This window comes from Pseudonocardia nigra, from assembly GCF_019396355.1.
GTDB lineage: Bacteria > Actinomycetota > Actinomycetes > Mycobacteriales > Pseudonocardiaceae > Pseudonocardia > Pseudonocardia nigra.
The window spans coordinates 1-14,610 of record NZ_JAHKRK010000207.1 but is presented as its reverse complement, the minus strand read 5'-3'; the positions used below and the strand labels follow the sequence as shown (position 1 = coordinate 14,610).

Below are 14,610 nucleotides of genomic sequence, written 5' to 3'. Positions count from 1 at the left end.
CGCGGGCGCCCTCCCGGGCGCTCCTTGACCCCGCCGCCTACCTCGACGCGCCCAAGAACAGTCGGAGAGCCAACGAAGAAAAGATCAACTACAACAACAGGGGGTTGACCGGCCCCGCTCCTTCAGGAATGACCAGGCACAACACCAGCGCCTAGTGACACGACATATCACCAGGCCGGCACCCGTTTCCCCAGCTCAGACCCCACGTTCAGGCACTTTCAACGGGCAACAGCTGCGGAACCCAGGCCGGACGGCGGAGCGATCGCGCTCGGCCACCCGTGGGGCGCCTCGGGGGCGGTACTCGTCGTCCGTCTGTTCTCCCGGATGGTGCGCACACCCGGCCCCCGCACGGGCCTCGCCGCGCTGTCCGCAGGTGGCGGCGTGGGCGTCGCGACGCTGTGGGAAGCGGTGCCCGGGGAGGCCGGGGCGTGATCGAGTTCGAGGGTGTTGGGCATCGCTTCGGCAAGCGGTCGTGCTCGCCGACGTGGACCTCGCGCTGCCCGAGCAGCGCGTGGCGTTCGTCGGCTCGTTCGCCTCTGGCCTACCGCACGATCAAGCAGCCGATCCCGTCAGCGATGGATCGGTTGGACGGGGATCAACGGGTGACGGTGGAGACGATGAACGGTGCTGCGGCGTTGAGGACCTCGCTGCGGGGCAGCGGTGTCTCCACCGCTCCCATGTACACCCCGCCCTCCGCGGGTTTGCCCTGTAGCTGGCCGATGATCGCGGCATGGCGGGCCTCGACCCCGAAGATGCTCGCCGCGGCGGTCAGCAGCGCCTTCTCCTGGAACAGCGCCGGGGCAGCACCCAGGTAGGCCGACACCCCGAGGTTCTCGAAGACAAACGCGGTCTCCAGGTAGCTCTCGGCGCTGGCGAAGGCCTGACCGAAGTCCACCGCGGGCGCGGGTACCGGGTCGCCGCCGAGCTGGTTGATGGTGTCGGTGATGACCATGACGTGGGCTTCCTCGTCGCTCTGCACGGTGGCGAGGTAGCTCTCGGCCTTGCCGTCGAGCAGGTCGGCTGCGTTGCCCTGCCGGTAGAACTCGGCCTCCAGGTACTCGAGGGTCAACGCGTAGTTGAGCACGTCGATCGGCCCGTCGAAGTCACCTTCCTGCGCGAAGGCCCATTTCGCGCCCAGCATCTGCAGGGCCACGGAGGCCGGGATGACGGTGGCGGCACCCCTGATCAGATCGCGACGCTTCACGTCCGTCTCCTTGTCTCGTGAGTGGTCTCGTGGGTGGTCGTCGGGCGGCTACTGCTGGATGAACTGGCCGGCGAGCTCGAGGACTTCCGCCATGGTCTTGTTGTCCTCGAACGGCGCCGGGAACGGGTTGCCGCCGGTCAAATCGGCCAGGATCGCGGCGTGCCGCGACTCGACGCCGGCGATCGCCGCGGCCGCGCCGAGCACGTCAGCGCTCTGGATGTTGGCGACCTGGCCGTGGTAGGCGTCCACGCCGAGCTCCTCGAACATCGACGCGGCGGTGAGGAACATCGTCCGGTCGGTGAACGTGCCGTCGGGGAACATGAACATCGGCATCTCCGCCGGGGTGCCGCCCATCGCCTGCACCGTCTCGGTGATCGCGGAGACGTGGGCCTGCTCGTGGTCGCGGATCGGGCTGATCAGCTCCAGCTCGCGCCCGCTGAGGAGGTCACCGTCGATGCCCTGGGTGTAGAACTCGGCCTCCAGGTACTCCAGCGTCAGCGCGTAGTTCAGGATCTCCAGGTCGCTGGCGGAGCCCTGCGCGAACGCCCGCGGGTCGCTGCGCGTGGTCGCCACGAAGGTGGCGCCTACCCCGACCAGGGCCGCGCCCTTGAGGAAGGTGCGCCGGTCGGCCTCCTCTCGGAAGACCAGCACTGGGGCGCCGCCCCACAGCCGCGATGACCTCCTGGCTCGTGCTTCGTTGCCCATCTCGTCCTCCATGCACTCTCGGCCGCCGTCACTCGGCGGTGGTATCGGTGGTGGCGCGTACGACGATGCGGTGGGTGCGATCGCCCTTCGGGTGGCAGGCGAACAGCGTCAGCTGACGGGTCGCCGGGTCGGCCGGTGAGGCCAGCACGAAATCCACGTACTCGGCCTCGAGCACGATTGCGGTCTCGGTGACGCGGAAGGTGACGGGCTGGCCGCTGTTGGTGGTGACGACGATCGGGTCGCCCGGGGCGAGCTGGTCCAAGTCGGCGAAGGGCCGGGTATGGGTGGTGCGGTGCCCAGACAGGACTGCGTTGCCGGGCTGGCCCGGACTGACGGTGCCGGGCCACAACCCCGGCCCACGCTCCAGCACCGACGGGTGCACACCGGCCGCGTATCCGGCGTCCAGCCCGATCGCGGGGCTGGTGACACGGCCGAGGGGGGTGTACGCCTGCGGGGCGGTGGCGACCAGCGCGGCCTGCTCCGGATCGATCGGGTAGTCCGGGTTGTTCGCCGCCGAGGCCGCCAGCTCGCCGCGCAACCGCAGCACCGCGTCCCACGACGGCGGTTCCCGCTGGCTCTGCTCGTCCGCTCTGCCTGACGCAGGTGCGGTCGAGATGTCGGGCGTCAGCATGGGCACGATCAGGACCAGGGTGGCCGAGATGCCCACCACGCAGGCCACCCCGAGCGAGGCAGCGCCTGGCCGCAAAGAACGCACACGATCACCCGCCTGTCGTTTCCCCGAGCATCCGCAACGTGACCTGATTCACAAGGCGTTCGGCGCCCGTCCGGGAACGGTTCGCGACGGAGATTGAACGGGAGCGTGACTTCGCGGCAGGGCGGCAGCGCAGCTCCGCCGGCATTCGTATCTCGTCGATGTCGCCGGAGGCGTCAGCATGTTCGGCCAGCGGAGTGAGTGCAGGCAGAGCAGCCGCCCCGCACGTGCGGCACGACCGCGCTGCCGCGCTCGCGCTTGCTCGGACCGAAGGGCTGCCCGGCGTCACGATGCGACGGATCGCCGGCGAGCTCGGCGCAGGCCCATGTCGCTCTACCGGCACGTCGCCGACCGGAACGCGCTGGTGCTCGCGGTGCTGCTCCACGAGAGTTTAGATCGGGCGGTGGCCGGTGACGAGCACCGCGGGCTGAACGACGTGGTGGCCGGGCTGGTCAGGGGCGTAGCGGGGAACGCCCGGGGCCGCACACGGTCAACCGGATCTTTCTCGACGGGTTCGCCTACGTCGGCGCGCGGCTGTCCAACACCGACTGCCTTTCGGAGAGGCGGCGGCGGTTGGAAGGGGGAGGTCCCGCTGCGCGGGCGCCGCCGAACTGACTACGGCGACCGCCACCTTCTCTGCTCGACGGAACCAGCTCGACCCCGATGCGGAGACCGCGGCGGCCCGCCGGCTCGCCGAGGCGCTCGACCCGTCGGCGATCGAGGCCGCCGAACTCGCCCTGAAGGGAACGGGCAGCGCGTCGACCGAGCGGCTACTAGTGCGTTTGTCGCGCCCCCACCGGGTGCGGTGGTCGTCTCGGTCGCGGGCCGTGGCGCAGGCAGGCGATTGGGCTCGCCGGACGTGCCCTGCCCCGTCTGTTGGGGGCGATCAGACAGATAGGGGCTGCGGGGGCCGTGCCAGCTGATGCGGAGGGTGTCGCGGGCTCGGGTTGCGGCGACGAAGAGCAGGGAGCGGGCCTTGCGGTCTTCGATCTGGAAGCGGGTGGGGTCGTCGGTTTGGAGGCGTTTGATCCAGGTCGGGGGATGATGCCGTCGGAGGCGGCGGGGCTCGCGTGGTCCGGCGCTGTGCGGCCTGCGCCGCGGTCGTCGGCTGCTCGTCGGCGCCTGAGGTGAACCGGCGCAGCCGCAGGCTGTTGGCCACCACGAACACCGGCTGAACGCCATCGCGGCGCCCGCGAGCATCGCGTTCAGCAGGGCGGCGGCGGCCAGGGCAGGGCGGCCACGTTGTAGGCGAACGCCCAGAACAGGTCTCCTTGATCGTGCCGAGCGTCCTGCGGGAGAGCCGGATCGCGCCCGCCTTCAGCGGGGACGAGCCTGCCGCGGCTCCCGTCCTCGAGCTTGCGGAAACGTGGTCGGCGGCGATCGCATACGCCTGCACGTGACGGGCGTGAGCAGGTAGCGCCTCGATGCGCTGCATGAAAAGGGTGGTGTGATCTCCGAATCCCGGGCATCTCGGCGACTGCCGCACGTCACCGGCTTCGGTCCGCAGGATTTGGCGGCACGGGGAGGCGAATGTGAGGGACGAGGACGCCGTGAACCTCCCGTCGCTACCGCGGGGATGGGTCGCAGACCGGGCTGCGACCGACGCTGCCGCGGAGCCGTCGTTCGCTCTCTCCGCGGCCGAGCTGTTCGACCGGCACGGCGTCGGCGTGTACTCCCTGGCCAGGGCCATTTTGGGGGAGTGCGCGGCGGCAGAGTGCGTCGCAAGGGACGTGCTGGTTGCCGCGGCGCGGGCAGGCGAGCGTCGCCCGGTGCGGTTGCTCGGGGACGTGCATCGGCGAGCGGCCGCCGTCGGACGGGCTGGCCGTGGCGGGTTCGCGGTCGCCGTGGCCACCGGTGCCACGTCGCGGTGCTGGTCGGGATGGATCCCGTGGCCCGGGCCGCGTTGGAGCTGGTGTGCTTGCGTGGTTGCACGGTCGCCGAGGTCGCCGCCCGGCTCGGGTGTCCACGCACCGTCGTCCTCCGGGCGCTCCGGCAGGGGGTCGGTCAACTTGCCCCGTGACCGATCGTCGATCGCCGGGTCATGGAGAGGCGTGTCCGCGGTTGGTCGACCCCGGTTGCGCGTCCGGGCGAGGCGGGCGGTTTACGCGGCGGCGCTGAGCGTGAAGAAGGCGGCCGTGAGCAGCAGCCAATGCTCCGCGAAGGGCTCCTGCGTTGCCCGGTGGCCGCGACGAAGGTCGCGATGCCCAGCTGGAGGATCCCGGGGAAGAACGGCAGGAACAGTAGCCCGGCGGCGAGCGCGGGGATGCGGACGTGGTTCACACCGCCGGCACCGGGGTTTGCGCCGTGAGGTGGCGGCGGCGCCGCCCGACGGTGAGGGAGCGGTCCGCGAGCGCGTACAGCGGGGACAGCACCAGGTCGTGTGCGATTACGCCCCGCCGAACCAGATGAGCATCCGGGCGAACGCCGAGGCGGCGGAGGCCTGCAGCGCAGCGTACCCGGCCAGGGCGAAGCAGATCAGCAGGGCGAGCAGGTGTAGCGGGTGCGCGCCGTAGAGCGTCCGGAGCCGGCGCATCTCAGACCGCCCGGAACTCGATGGACCCCACCCATTTCGTGTTGTGCACGCCCGGCAGCGCGGGGACGATCATGGGGCGGGGGTAGCCGTTGCCGAGGCCGGTGTCGACTCCGTTGACGCCGAGGGCGAGCAGGGAGTCGGGGTCGAGCACCTGGTTGGTGGCGAGGGTGGCGCTCCGGAACGGCGGGTCTCGGCTCCGGTGACACCGACGGCGGCGGTCTTGTTTGACCGGGAAGTCGTTCAGTCCGTCGCCGTAGAGCAGGCCGCGGGGCAGGAGCAGGGCGGCGGCCCGGATCGGCTCGCCGGCGACCTGCGGGACGCTCAGCGCGGTGACGAGCAGCGCGCCACCGCCGACGAGGCCGAGGGCACCGCGCCTGCTCATCGTGGCCGGGGCGGGATCGGGGGCGACCAGGTCGTCCGGGCGGAGGCCACTACTCGTCGACCGTGCGCGAGTTACGTCGGTGGTTACTGCGATCAGCTGGACCGACGAGCCGACGTGGGTACCGGTCCGCTACCGCAACGCCGTCTACGAGCAGACCGAGCAGCGGTGGATCTCCGACGCGGAGGCGGCGAAACCGAGTTCACCGCTTTCGCCAGAGGCGGGGATTTATGATCAACACGAGCAGCTCGTCGAGGTAGGCCGACCATTGCCGTCCCGGCGCGCCGTGGTTCGAGCCGTGGCGGGTCCCGTGGAGGGGCGCGCTCGGCGACCGCGTCGTGCAGGATCCGGCGGGGGTCGTGGTCGGCCAGTTCGGCCAGGCGCAGGACGCGGGTCAGGGACGCGCCCCGTCCTCGGCGGCGATCTGCAGTCGCCGCTCTCTCATGGTTCCGCTGGTCCGCGCCACCGCACGCAGCATCTCCCGGATGATGGGCGTCGCAGCGGCTCAGGCCTTCTCCAGCTCCTCTTGCGGCTGGTGGTTGTTGCCGATGATGTGCTTGAGGATGTGGGCGCGCAGCTCTCCGAAGGAGTGCTCGGCCTTGGTGGTGATCTGGTCGCGGGGTTCGGGCAGGTCGATGTCGACGATTTCGGCGACCCGAGTGGGTGCGGGGGAGAGCACGATGACGCGGTCGGCGAGGTAGACGGCTTCGTCGATGTCGTGGGTGACGAAGACGATGGTGAGGTCGAACTGCCGGCGTAGCCGCAGGACGAGGTCTTCGAGGGCCATGCGGGTTTGGGCGTCGACGGAGGCGAAGGGCTCGTCCATGAGCAGGACTTCGGGTTGGTAGGCCAGGCCGCGGGCGATGGCGACACGCTGCTGCATACCGCCGGACAGCTGCCACGGGTAGGAGCGGTGCTCGGTGCCGAGGCCGACGGCGGCCAGCATCTCCATGGCCTGCTCGCCGGCCTTCGTCTTGGAGGTGCCCTTGGCGCGCAGGGGCAGGGTGACATTGCCGAGCACGGTCAACCAGGGCAGCAGGGAGCGGCTGTAGTCCTGGAAGATGAGGCCGAGTTGTTCCGGGGGCTCGGTGATCGGCTTGCCGTCGAGCTCGACCACTCCGTCCGTTGGTGGCAGCAGCCCGGCGACGCATTTGAGCAAGGTCGTCTTGCCCGCACCTGAGGGTCCGACGACGCAGACGAGTTCGCCGTGGTGGACGTCGAACCCCACGTCGGCGATGGCCTGCTTGGCGCCGGCTCCGTGGCCGTAGGTCTTGGCGAGCCGGTCGATGCGCAGCACGGTGCGCCGTGTAGTGGGCTGATCAACATTGGTCATGTCGTGTCTCCTATGCGCTGCTGCCAGCAGCGCAGGCGGCCCCGATCTGCCAGTGTAGGATGCGGCGTTCGACGAGTCCGAACGCGAGGTTGAGCAGGTAGCCGAGGAGGCCGAGCAGCAACATCCCGGCCCACATCTGGGTGAAGGCGAAAGTGCGCTGGGCCTGCAGGGTGAAGAAGCCGATCCCTTCGGTCGAGGCGACCATTTCGGACACCACCATGAGCAGCACCCCGATGGACAGGCTGGTGCGCGCCCCGACGATGATCTGCGGGCCGGCCGAGGGCAACAGCACGTAGCGCAGCTGGTAGTGCCAGGGCAGCCGGTAGACGCGGGCCATGTCGCGCATGGTGGGTTCCACGCCGCGGACGCCGTCTACGGTGTTCATCAGCACCGGGAAGACGACGCCGAGCACGATCACACCGACCTTCATTTCCGGGCCGACCCCGAGCAGCAGGATCGCAAACGGCAGCACCGCGGGCGGGGGCAGGGCGCGGGCGTATTCCAGGAGCGGGTTGACAACCTGGTGCAGCCACCGGGCCAGCCCGAGGATCACGCCTCCCGTGACGCCGAGCGCCACGCCAATCAGGTATCCGATGGCGAGGTTGCGCATGCTGGGCAGCACGTGGTGGACGAACCCGGTTCCGAACCAGGTGTCGGCGAAGGTGCGCAGCACCTCGGGAAGGGGTGGGTAGAACAGGGCGGCGGCCTGGACCGACCAGATCCACCAAATCGTGATCAGCGCGGCGGGCAACAGCAGCTCCCAGGCGACACCGGTGATTCGGCGGATCATCCGCGCTCACCTCGCTGCGAGGGGTGCCAGAACAGGACGGCGCGCTCGATGCGCTGAAAGGTCATGACCACGGCGACCCCAAGGGCGCCGGAGACCAGGATCAGCGCGTACATGAGCGCGTCGGCGCCGCTGGCCTGCGCGACCAGTATGTCGTTACCGAGCCCGGGAGCGCCGCCGACCAGCTCGGCGACGATCGTGACGATCAGCGCGATGGTCGCTGAGATCCGCAGCCCGGTGGCGATGTAGGCGGATGCTCCGACCAGCCGCACCGTGAAGAAGCGCTGTAGTCGGGTCAGTCGGTAGGCCCGGGCCATTTCCAGCGCTTGGGGGTCCACCCCGCGCACCCCGTAGATGGTTTGCATGAGCAGTGGCCACACGGCGCCGTAGACGACGAGCAGAAGTTTCATCTGCAACGTGGCGCCGAGAATGAGCAGCGCCAGCGGGATCAGCGCCACCGGGGGAATCGGGCGGAGCACTTCGATGACCACCCGGCAGAAGCGGTAGGCGCGCTGGCTGGCGCCGAGCAGGAGGCCGAGCGGGACCGCAATCGCCGCCGCAATCGCCAGGCCCAGCGCCCAGGACTGCACGGTCAACCCGACCACGGTCCAGAACGTCGGGGTGATCACCACCTCGGCCAGGGTCTGCAGGACGGTCGAGGCGGGCGGGAAGTACCGGCTCGGCAGCACGTCGGTTCGGCTGAGCAGTTCCCACAGTGCGAACGCTGCCAGGACGCCCGCCACAGCCCCGATGAGCCCGCTCGGTTGCAGCTTGCGGGCACGTATCCGGGGTATCGACAGGGCCGTCATGACGCGAATGCCGCCACGCTCTCGGCCGACGAAATGAACCCGTGCTTGACCATGATTTCGACCAGCTGCTGGTACGCCGGGCGATCCATCTCGGTTCGCAGCTTCTCGATCTCGACCTTCTTTGCCGCCTCGGGGGAGATGTTGGTGTAGTCGGACAGCACCGCGCGCACCTCGTCGTGATGGGCGTTGGCATACTCCTGCGACTTGGTAATCGCCCGCACGAACCGCTGCACCAGATCGGACCGATCCTGCACCGTCCGCTCACTGGCGAGGTAGATGCTGGAGTTGACACCGACCGGTAGCCCCTTGCTGCAAGGGTCACCAATGGACTTGAATTGATGGCTGAGCGCGGCCGACAGGAACGGATCGATGAGGACGCCCGCGTCGACCTGCCCCTGTTGGATCGAGGGCTCTACCTGGTTGAACGGCAGCTCGATGACCTTGACGCTGTTCGGGTCCACCCCCGAGGCGTCTAGTGCGGCGCGAAGGCACAGGTCGAAGTGCGCCTTGAGCGAGTTCACCGTCACCGTCTTTCCCTCCAGGTCGGCGAATGAATCGATGCCGGAGGCTTCGTCCACCACGACGGCCGTGGTCCCGTCTTCGACGATCACGCCCGCGCCGGCCACCCGCTTGATCGGGGCGCCCTTGCTGGCTGCGACAAGCCCCGGCACGGTAGCCGCGAAAGCAAAGTCATAGCTGCCCTGGATGAGACTGGTCAGGATCGCCCCGCCGCTGTCCGCCTTGTGCGTCTGCACTTCGATGCCTTCCTCGGCGAAGAACCCCTTCTGTATCCCGAGGAACAGTGATGCGACGTTGACGGTGGGAACGAGGCCGACATTCACCGTCTCCAGGTCGCCGGAGCTGCCGCCGCCTTGGTCTGCTCCGACCAGGCTGGTTCCCCCACCGCCGCACGCGGTCAGCAGCAGAGCTGCGGCCGTGATGGCTGCTACACCGAGTCGAGGTCTCATTCTGACTCCGTTAGCTTGTCGTGACATCAGTCGTTTCGTCCGCAATGCGGGGCCGGGTGTGACTGGCTGGTGATCCGGCGGAATTCCGGTGGCTTCTGGTCGTTGCCGCTCCTGGGAGATCGGTCCCGGCGGGCCGGGCTTGCACCTCATGGTGGAACACGACCATCGGGCCAAACGCGCGCTTTCCAGTGGGTGGAAAGGAAACGAGTTGCACGCGGTCCAGGGCGGCACGCTGCTCGACGTGAGCATGGAAGTCATCACCCTCGGCGTCGCGGCCGGACCGGCGCTGCGCAGCACGGAGGGCGGGATCTGCACCGCGATCGTGGTCGACGGTGCCCACTACCTGGTCGACTTCGGCCTCGGCTGCACCCGCGCCGCGCACACCGCAGGGCTGCGGGGCAAGGACCTGCGCGCCGCCTTCATCACCCACCTGCACTCCGACCACGTCGGCGAGCTGCCCGCCTACCTGCTGTGGAACTGGGGAACGCCGGTGGACGGCTTCACCTCACCGATCGCCATCCACGGTCCCGCTGTCGCCCCCGCGCTCATGGCGAACGGGGTACCGCTCCACGGCACCGCCGGGCTGGTCCGCGCCACGCTGGAGGGCTTCTCCTACGACATCGCCGTCCGCGAGGCCGACGAGGCACGGCCGGCGCTGCGCGGGCTCATCGCGGCCCGGGAAATCCCCACGCCCGGCAAGGACCCCACGCCGGTGGAGGTCTACCGCGACGACCGCGTCGCCGTCACCGCGGTCCTGGTCGACCACCCGCCGGTCTTCCCCGCCTACGCCTTCCGGTTCGACACCGCGGACCGGTCGGTCACCGTGTCCGGCGATACCACCGAAAGCCCCGCGCTTGCCGCGCTCGCCGAGGACACCGACCTGCTGGTCCACGAGGCCGTCGCCCTGGACTACTACCTGCGCGGCGGATTCGACCCGGTGTTCGTCCGCCACCAGGCGCGCTCGCACACCCCACCCCAGGGCGCGGGCCGGGTGGCGGCGAAGGCCGGCGCCCGCCACCTGGTGCTGTCCCACCTGGCGGGGGTCGCGCCCCCCGAGTACTGGCGGGTCGAGGCCGCGAAGACCTACGACGGACCGATCACCGTGGCGACCAGCGGGATGAGGTTCCGGGTCTGAAGAAGCGGTTGGTCGGTCTCAGTCGTGCACGTCCTCGTAGCCGAAGCCCGCGGACAGCTGGACCTGGCGGGCGATCCCGCGCGCGGCGACCTGCAGCACCGGGACGATCGCGCCCGGATTGGCCTGCCTGCCAACCATGACGACGCCGAGCGCGGCGATGACCCGCCCGTCCAGCCCCACCACGGGCACCGCTGCGCCCGAGGTGCCTAGCGCCGTCTCCTCCACCGTGATGGCGTAGCCGCGCCGGCGGACTTCCGCCATCTCCTTCCTGATCCGATCGGGGTCCACGATCGTGTGCCGGGTGTGCCGTTCCGGGTTGTGCAAGGCGCTCTCGACGACGTCGGCGGGCGCGTTCGCCAGCAGCACCTTGCCCCCAGCACTGGCGTGCAGGCTCAACCGGTCGCCCACCCGGCGCACCGCGCGGCCCACGGATGTGCCGCTGATGCGGTCGAGCATGAGCGCGCGGTCACCGTCGAGAACGGACAGGTTGACGACATTCTTGGTCACCTGCAGTACGTCCTGCATGAACGGGTTGGCGATCTCACTCAGCCCCCGATGCACCGGGGCGAGCAGGCCGAGGCTCCAGATCCGGTGCCCGATGCGGTACTGCCCGTCGATCCTGATCAGCGCTCCCCACTCCACCAGTTCGTGCACCAGACGGTGGCAGGTGGCCACCGGGAGGTCGGTCCGGCGAGCCAGGTCGCTGAGGGTGAGGGCGACGTGGTCGCTGTCGAACGCCCCGAGCAGGCTCAACGCTCGCGCGGCCACCGACAGCGGCGCCGCGCCCGCTCGGCGCGCCACCATCCGGCAACCTCCCCACAAACACTGCGACGGCCAGCACCACCGCCGCACCAACTGCTGAACTCCATCCTCCATCGGCTTTCCAGCGCGCGCAGCCTGTCGTGATCGACCTTCACGTATCCGGCGGTGGTCAGCGCGTGCCGATGCCGCAGCACCTGCCCGATCTCAGTCAGCGACGCCCCGGCGGCCAGCATGGCCGTCGCCGCGGTGTGCCGCAGCCGGTGCGCGTAGATCGTGCCCAGTCCTGCTCGGCGAGCGGCGCGTGCCACCACCTGGGTGACCGCGCCACGGGTCAGGGCCCGGTGCGGGGCCCGCGGGCCGACGAACACCGCGCGGACCTCGGCCGTGGCGGGCCGGGACTCGGTCAGGTAGGCCACGATGGCCTCGCCGACGTCGGCCGGCAGCGGGAGCCGCTCGTGCCGGTTTCCCTTGCCCGACACGGCGATCTCGCCGCGCCGCCAGTCGATGTCATCCAGCCGCAATCCGGCGACCTCACCGGTGCGCAGCCCCAGCCGGACCAGCACGGTCAGGATCGCCAGGTCGCGTCGCCCTACCGGGGTGCTGCAATCGCACGCGGCCAGCAGCGCGTCGATCTGCTGCGGCGTCAGGTACTTCGGCAGCCCTGCCAGCCTCCACCGGGCGGCAGCGGGCACCGCGCTAACCAGCGACGCACCGGTGATCCCCTCCAGGTGCAGGAACCCCAACAGCGAGCGCAGGGCCGTGGCGGTGCGCTGCACCGTGGCGGTGCCCCGCAGCGGCCGCGCGCCAGCATGAACGCGGTGATATCCGCGGCGGTCCCGTCGACGACGCGCTCGGACAGGAACGGGCGGACCATGCCCCGGTTGCGCTCGATCGTCAACGGGCTCAGGCCGCGCTCCCGTGCCAGATAGCGGGCGTAGTCGGCCAGCATCGTCTCCACCGGGCCGCCCACCAGGCGGGCCCGGGCGGCGGGGCCGCCCCGGCCTCCCGCAGGTACTCCAGCAACGGGGTCAGCGACCGAGCAGAGCGGCCGTCGCGACACCCGGCGGCCCGGCGCTCCGCGACGAACTCGCCCACGACCTGTGGGGTCAGCCAAAAGCCGTCCAGCCCGCGCGCGTCCAACCACACGCCAATGTGGGCCATCAGCCGCAGGTGCCCGGCCCGCGACCAAGGGGCGTAGCCCAGCCGCTCCAACCGCTCGTCGAACCCGTGCGCGAATGCTGCCAGCGCGCCCGTGACGTGTACTAACCCGGCGCTTTCACGCCCGAGTCGTGGGAAAGGCGTGTTGAACGGCTGAAAGGTGCTCCTGAGCAGCAAGGATGTGGCTTGTCGAGGGCCATGTCCGTGCGAGGTCAGGAGCACCTTCCAGGTGAGCAAGCGTAGTGGGTTCTACCCGTGCCCGGCTGTGGACACGGCCGGGACGAAGGTGGTGTCGCAGGCCGGCGGAGTCCTGCTCACTGAGACCGCGCGAGCGGTCGGACTCGACCGTGCTCTGTCGGCCGCGTTGGAGCGGTGGCGACCGCGGTCCGCGGTGCACGACCCGGGCAAGATCGTGCTCGACCTCGCGATCGCACTCGCCCTGGGCGGGGACTGCCTGGCCGACATCGCCGTGTTGCGCGCCGAACCCGGCCTCTACGGCCAGGTCGCGTCGGATCCGACGGTGTCCCGGACGATCGACCGGCTCGCGTCCAACCCGGTCGCGGCACTGCGGGCGATCAACGCCGCCCGGGCGGCGGCACGGAAGATGGCGTGGCGGCTGGCTGGTCAGCGCGCCCCCGACCACGGCGTGCGCGCTGACCAGCCGCTGGTGATCGACGTGGACGCGACCTTGGTGACCGCGCACTCGGACAAGGAAGGCGCGGCACCGACGTTCAAGCGCGGGTTCGGGCACCACCCGCTGTGGGCGTTCGCCCTCCCCGCCGGCGTTCGGGTCCCCGGCGCACAGCCCGAGGATGTCCCGGCGCCCGTCGGTGGTGACCGCGAGCGCGACGTAGATCGGCCGGTTGGCGACCTTCCCGTCGCGGATCTTGGTTCTGGCGCACTTTGCGTGAATTCGGGTTCCGGGGGTGAGGATCAGGCGTGGAGGACTCGTGTGCGGAGGAGGTCGATGTTGGCGCGGCCGAACATCTGCCGCTTCAGCCTTTTGATCTTGTTGACGGTGCCTTCGACTCGGCCGGAACTGTGCGGCAGGGTCAGGCCGGCCTGGACGGCATCCTGGTCGCGGCGCAGGTTGCGGGCGAAGGACGCCAGCGGCGCCAAGGTGTCCTGCTCGACTACGACGATCCACTTCTCGAGGTCCTGGCCACGCAGCTCGGTCATCATGGTGGCCCACCCTCGAACATGGGCGGTGAGCCGATCCAGCCCGGCGTCGGCGTCACGGATCTGGCGCAGACGGCTCGCTTCGTCGGTGGAGAGCCGGTCGGGGTGGGTCATGACCCAGCTGGTCACCTCGCGGACGGTCGGGGGTTTCGGGCCGGGCAGTGCGGCGTGTCCTCTCCCCTCGCGGAACTGTCGAAGGTAGCGCTGAACAGCCAGTTCCCCACCCTGGTAGCCGCGCGTCGCGATCTCCCGGAACAGCCCGGTGGCGTTGCGTTCGCCCTCGTTCCAGCGGCGGTGCAGATGCTCGACGTAGTCGTCGACGAGGTGCGCGCGCTGCTCGGTCTTCGCGGTCAGGTCGTCCACCGTGCCGGCCTGCGCCAGCTTGCGGACCGTCGCTGGGTGCAGGCCCAGCTGACGGCCGATCGCCGCCTTCGACATGCCCTGCCCGGACAGCTCGTGCACCGCGGCATGCTGTTCCCGGAACCGTGCGATGATCTTCTTCTCGGGGACCGGCTGGACCACCGGTGGCAGCGTCGAGGCTTGCGATGTCGAGGCTTCCTCGGTCGTGCGAGCAGGGTGCGCGATGGTGAGGTTGGCGCGACGGGCGGTGACCGTCTTCTCCACGGCTTGGCCCAGGTTGCGCCATAGGTGCCAGCGGTCGGCAACCTGCAACGCACCCGGCGCTCCCGACCGGGCGGCCTCGGCATAGGCGCCGGCCCGATCCCGGCAGATCACTTCCACCCCGGGATGCTGGCGCAGCCAGGCGGCGAGGGTCGCGGCTTCGCGGTCGGGCAGCAGCTCAACCGGGCGACCGGTGATCATGTCGATCATATGAAATAACCCCGGAGTTCCCTCATGTCGCGTCGGCCTGACCACCTCCTGGAGCAGGGCGATTCCCCTCGTTCGAGTGGCCGTGGATCGTCTGACCGAACTTCAGCCTCCATGA

At 70.0% G+C, this 14,610-nt stretch carries 14 protein-coding genes and 3 pseudogenes; 3 read left to right on the top strand and 14 right to left on the bottom strand.

Translation table 11 applies throughout. From position 1 onward, the window contains the following. Window positions 1–246: 246 nt before the first annotated feature. A pseudogene (locus KME75_RS33395) lies at window positions 247–432 on the top strand (thiolase family protein); the annotation flags it as partial. A gap of 163 nt (window positions 433–595) precedes the next feature. Here KME75_RS33395 and KME75_RS33390 read toward each other — a convergent pair. The 9 genes from KME75_RS33390 to KME75_RS33350 all read right to left on the bottom strand — a co-directional run bounded on the left by KME75_RS33390 (window position 596) and on the right by KME75_RS33350 (window position 9,430). Then, a complete protein-coding gene (locus tag KME75_RS33390) occupies window positions 596–1,204 on the bottom strand; it encodes a ferritin-like domain-containing protein (RefSeq protein ID WP_219418935.1) in 609 nt (202 codons plus the stop codon). A gap of 48 nt (window positions 1,205–1,252) precedes the next feature. Next, entirely contained in the window at window positions 1,253–1,909 is a 657-nt protein-coding gene (locus KME75_RS33385; protein ID WP_219418934.1) for a ferritin-like domain-containing protein, read from the bottom strand. A 28-nt stretch (window positions 1,910–1,937) separates the two neighbouring features. Then, the gene (locus KME75_RS33380) at window positions 1,938–2,579 is read right to left on the bottom strand and encodes a sortase (protein ID WP_219418933.1); all 642 of its coding nucleotides are present in this window, start codon (window positions 2,577–2,579) and stop codon (window positions 1,938–1,940) included. A 2,428-nt stretch (window positions 2,580–5,007) separates the two neighbouring features. Next, window positions 5,008–5,154 (bottom strand): hypothetical protein, encoded by a 147-nt coding sequence (locus tag KME75_RS33375; protein ID WP_219418932.1) that lies wholly within the window; start codon window positions 5,152–5,154, stop codon window positions 5,008–5,010. A gap of 1 nt (window position 5,155) precedes the next feature. Next, a complete protein-coding gene (locus KME75_RS33370) occupies window positions 5,156–5,536 on the bottom strand; it encodes a molybdopterin-dependent oxidoreductase (protein ID WP_219418931.1) in 381 nt (126 codons plus the stop codon). 502 nt (window positions 5,537–6,038) lie between these two features. Further along, a complete protein-coding gene (locus tag KME75_RS33365; protein WP_219418930.1) occupies window positions 6,039–6,866 on the bottom strand; it encodes an ABC transporter ATP-binding protein in 828 nt (275 codons plus the stop codon). A 10-nt stretch (window positions 6,867–6,876) separates the two neighbouring features. Next, window positions 6,877–7,617 (bottom strand): ABC transporter permease, encoded by a 741-nt coding sequence (locus tag KME75_RS33360; protein WP_246633335.1) that lies wholly within the window; start codon window positions 7,615–7,617, stop codon window positions 6,877–6,879. A 35-nt stretch (window positions 7,618–7,652) separates the two neighbouring features. Then, the gene (locus KME75_RS33355; RefSeq protein ID WP_219418928.1) at window positions 7,653–8,462 is read right to left on the bottom strand and encodes an ABC transporter permease; all 810 of its coding nucleotides are present in this window, start codon (window positions 8,460–8,462) and stop codon (window positions 7,653–7,655) included. Further along, window positions 8,459–9,430: an ABC transporter substrate-binding protein gene (locus KME75_RS33350; RefSeq protein WP_219418927.1), complete on the bottom strand. Its 972-nt coding sequence runs from the start codon at window positions 9,428–9,430 to the stop codon at window positions 8,459–8,461. The genes KME75_RS33355 and KME75_RS33350 overlap by 4 nt, the downstream gene beginning before the upstream one ends. Window positions 9,431–9,638: 208 nt before the next feature. Here KME75_RS33350 and KME75_RS33345 point away from each other — a divergent pair, with 208 nt between their 5' ends. Beyond that, window positions 9,639–10,565 (top strand): MBL fold metallo-hydrolase, encoded by a 927-nt coding sequence (locus tag KME75_RS33345; protein ID WP_246633334.1) that lies wholly within the window; start codon window positions 9,639–9,641, stop codon window positions 10,563–10,565. A gap of 18 nt (window positions 10,566–10,583) precedes the next feature. On the opposite strand, the gene KME75_RS33340 is transcribed toward KME75_RS33345, so the two are convergent. From KME75_RS33340 to KME75_RS33330, 3 genes are all read right to left on the bottom strand, one after another. Then, a complete protein-coding gene (locus tag KME75_RS33340; protein ID WP_219418926.1) occupies window positions 10,584–11,369 on the bottom strand; it encodes an IclR family transcriptional regulator in 786 nt (261 codons plus the stop codon). Continuing rightward, entirely contained in the window at window positions 11,315–12,103 is a 789-nt protein-coding gene (locus KME75_RS33335; protein ID WP_219418925.1) for a tyrosine-type recombinase/integrase, read from the bottom strand. The genes KME75_RS33340 and KME75_RS33335 overlap by 55 nt, the downstream gene beginning before the upstream one ends. Before the next feature lie 127 nt (window positions 12,104–12,230). After that, the gene (locus tag KME75_RS33330; RefSeq protein WP_219418924.1) at window positions 12,231–12,539 is read right to left on the bottom strand and encodes a hypothetical protein; all 309 of its coding nucleotides are present in this window, start codon (window positions 12,537–12,539) and stop codon (window positions 12,231–12,233) included. A 175-nt stretch (window positions 12,540–12,714) separates the two neighbouring features. Between KME75_RS33330 and KME75_RS44100 the strand changes: the two are divergent. Then, window positions 12,715–13,254: pseudogene (locus tag KME75_RS44100) on the top strand (transposase); the annotation flags it as partial. Here the strand turns inward: KME75_RS44100 and KME75_RS44095 are convergent. Together KME75_RS44095 and KME75_RS33325 are read right to left on the bottom strand one after the other, a co-directional pair. After that, window positions 13,249–13,374: pseudogene (locus tag KME75_RS44095) on the bottom strand (transposase); the annotation flags it as partial. The pseudogenes KME75_RS44100 and KME75_RS44095 sit on opposite strands and share 6 nt — an antisense overlap. 44 nt (window positions 13,375–13,418) lie before the next feature. Next, window positions 13,419–14,540 (bottom strand): ISL3 family transposase, encoded by a 1,122-nt coding sequence (locus KME75_RS33325; RefSeq protein ID WP_308283312.1) that lies wholly within the window; start codon window positions 14,538–14,540, stop codon window positions 13,419–13,421. Window positions 14,541–14,610: the final 70 nt, after the last annotated feature.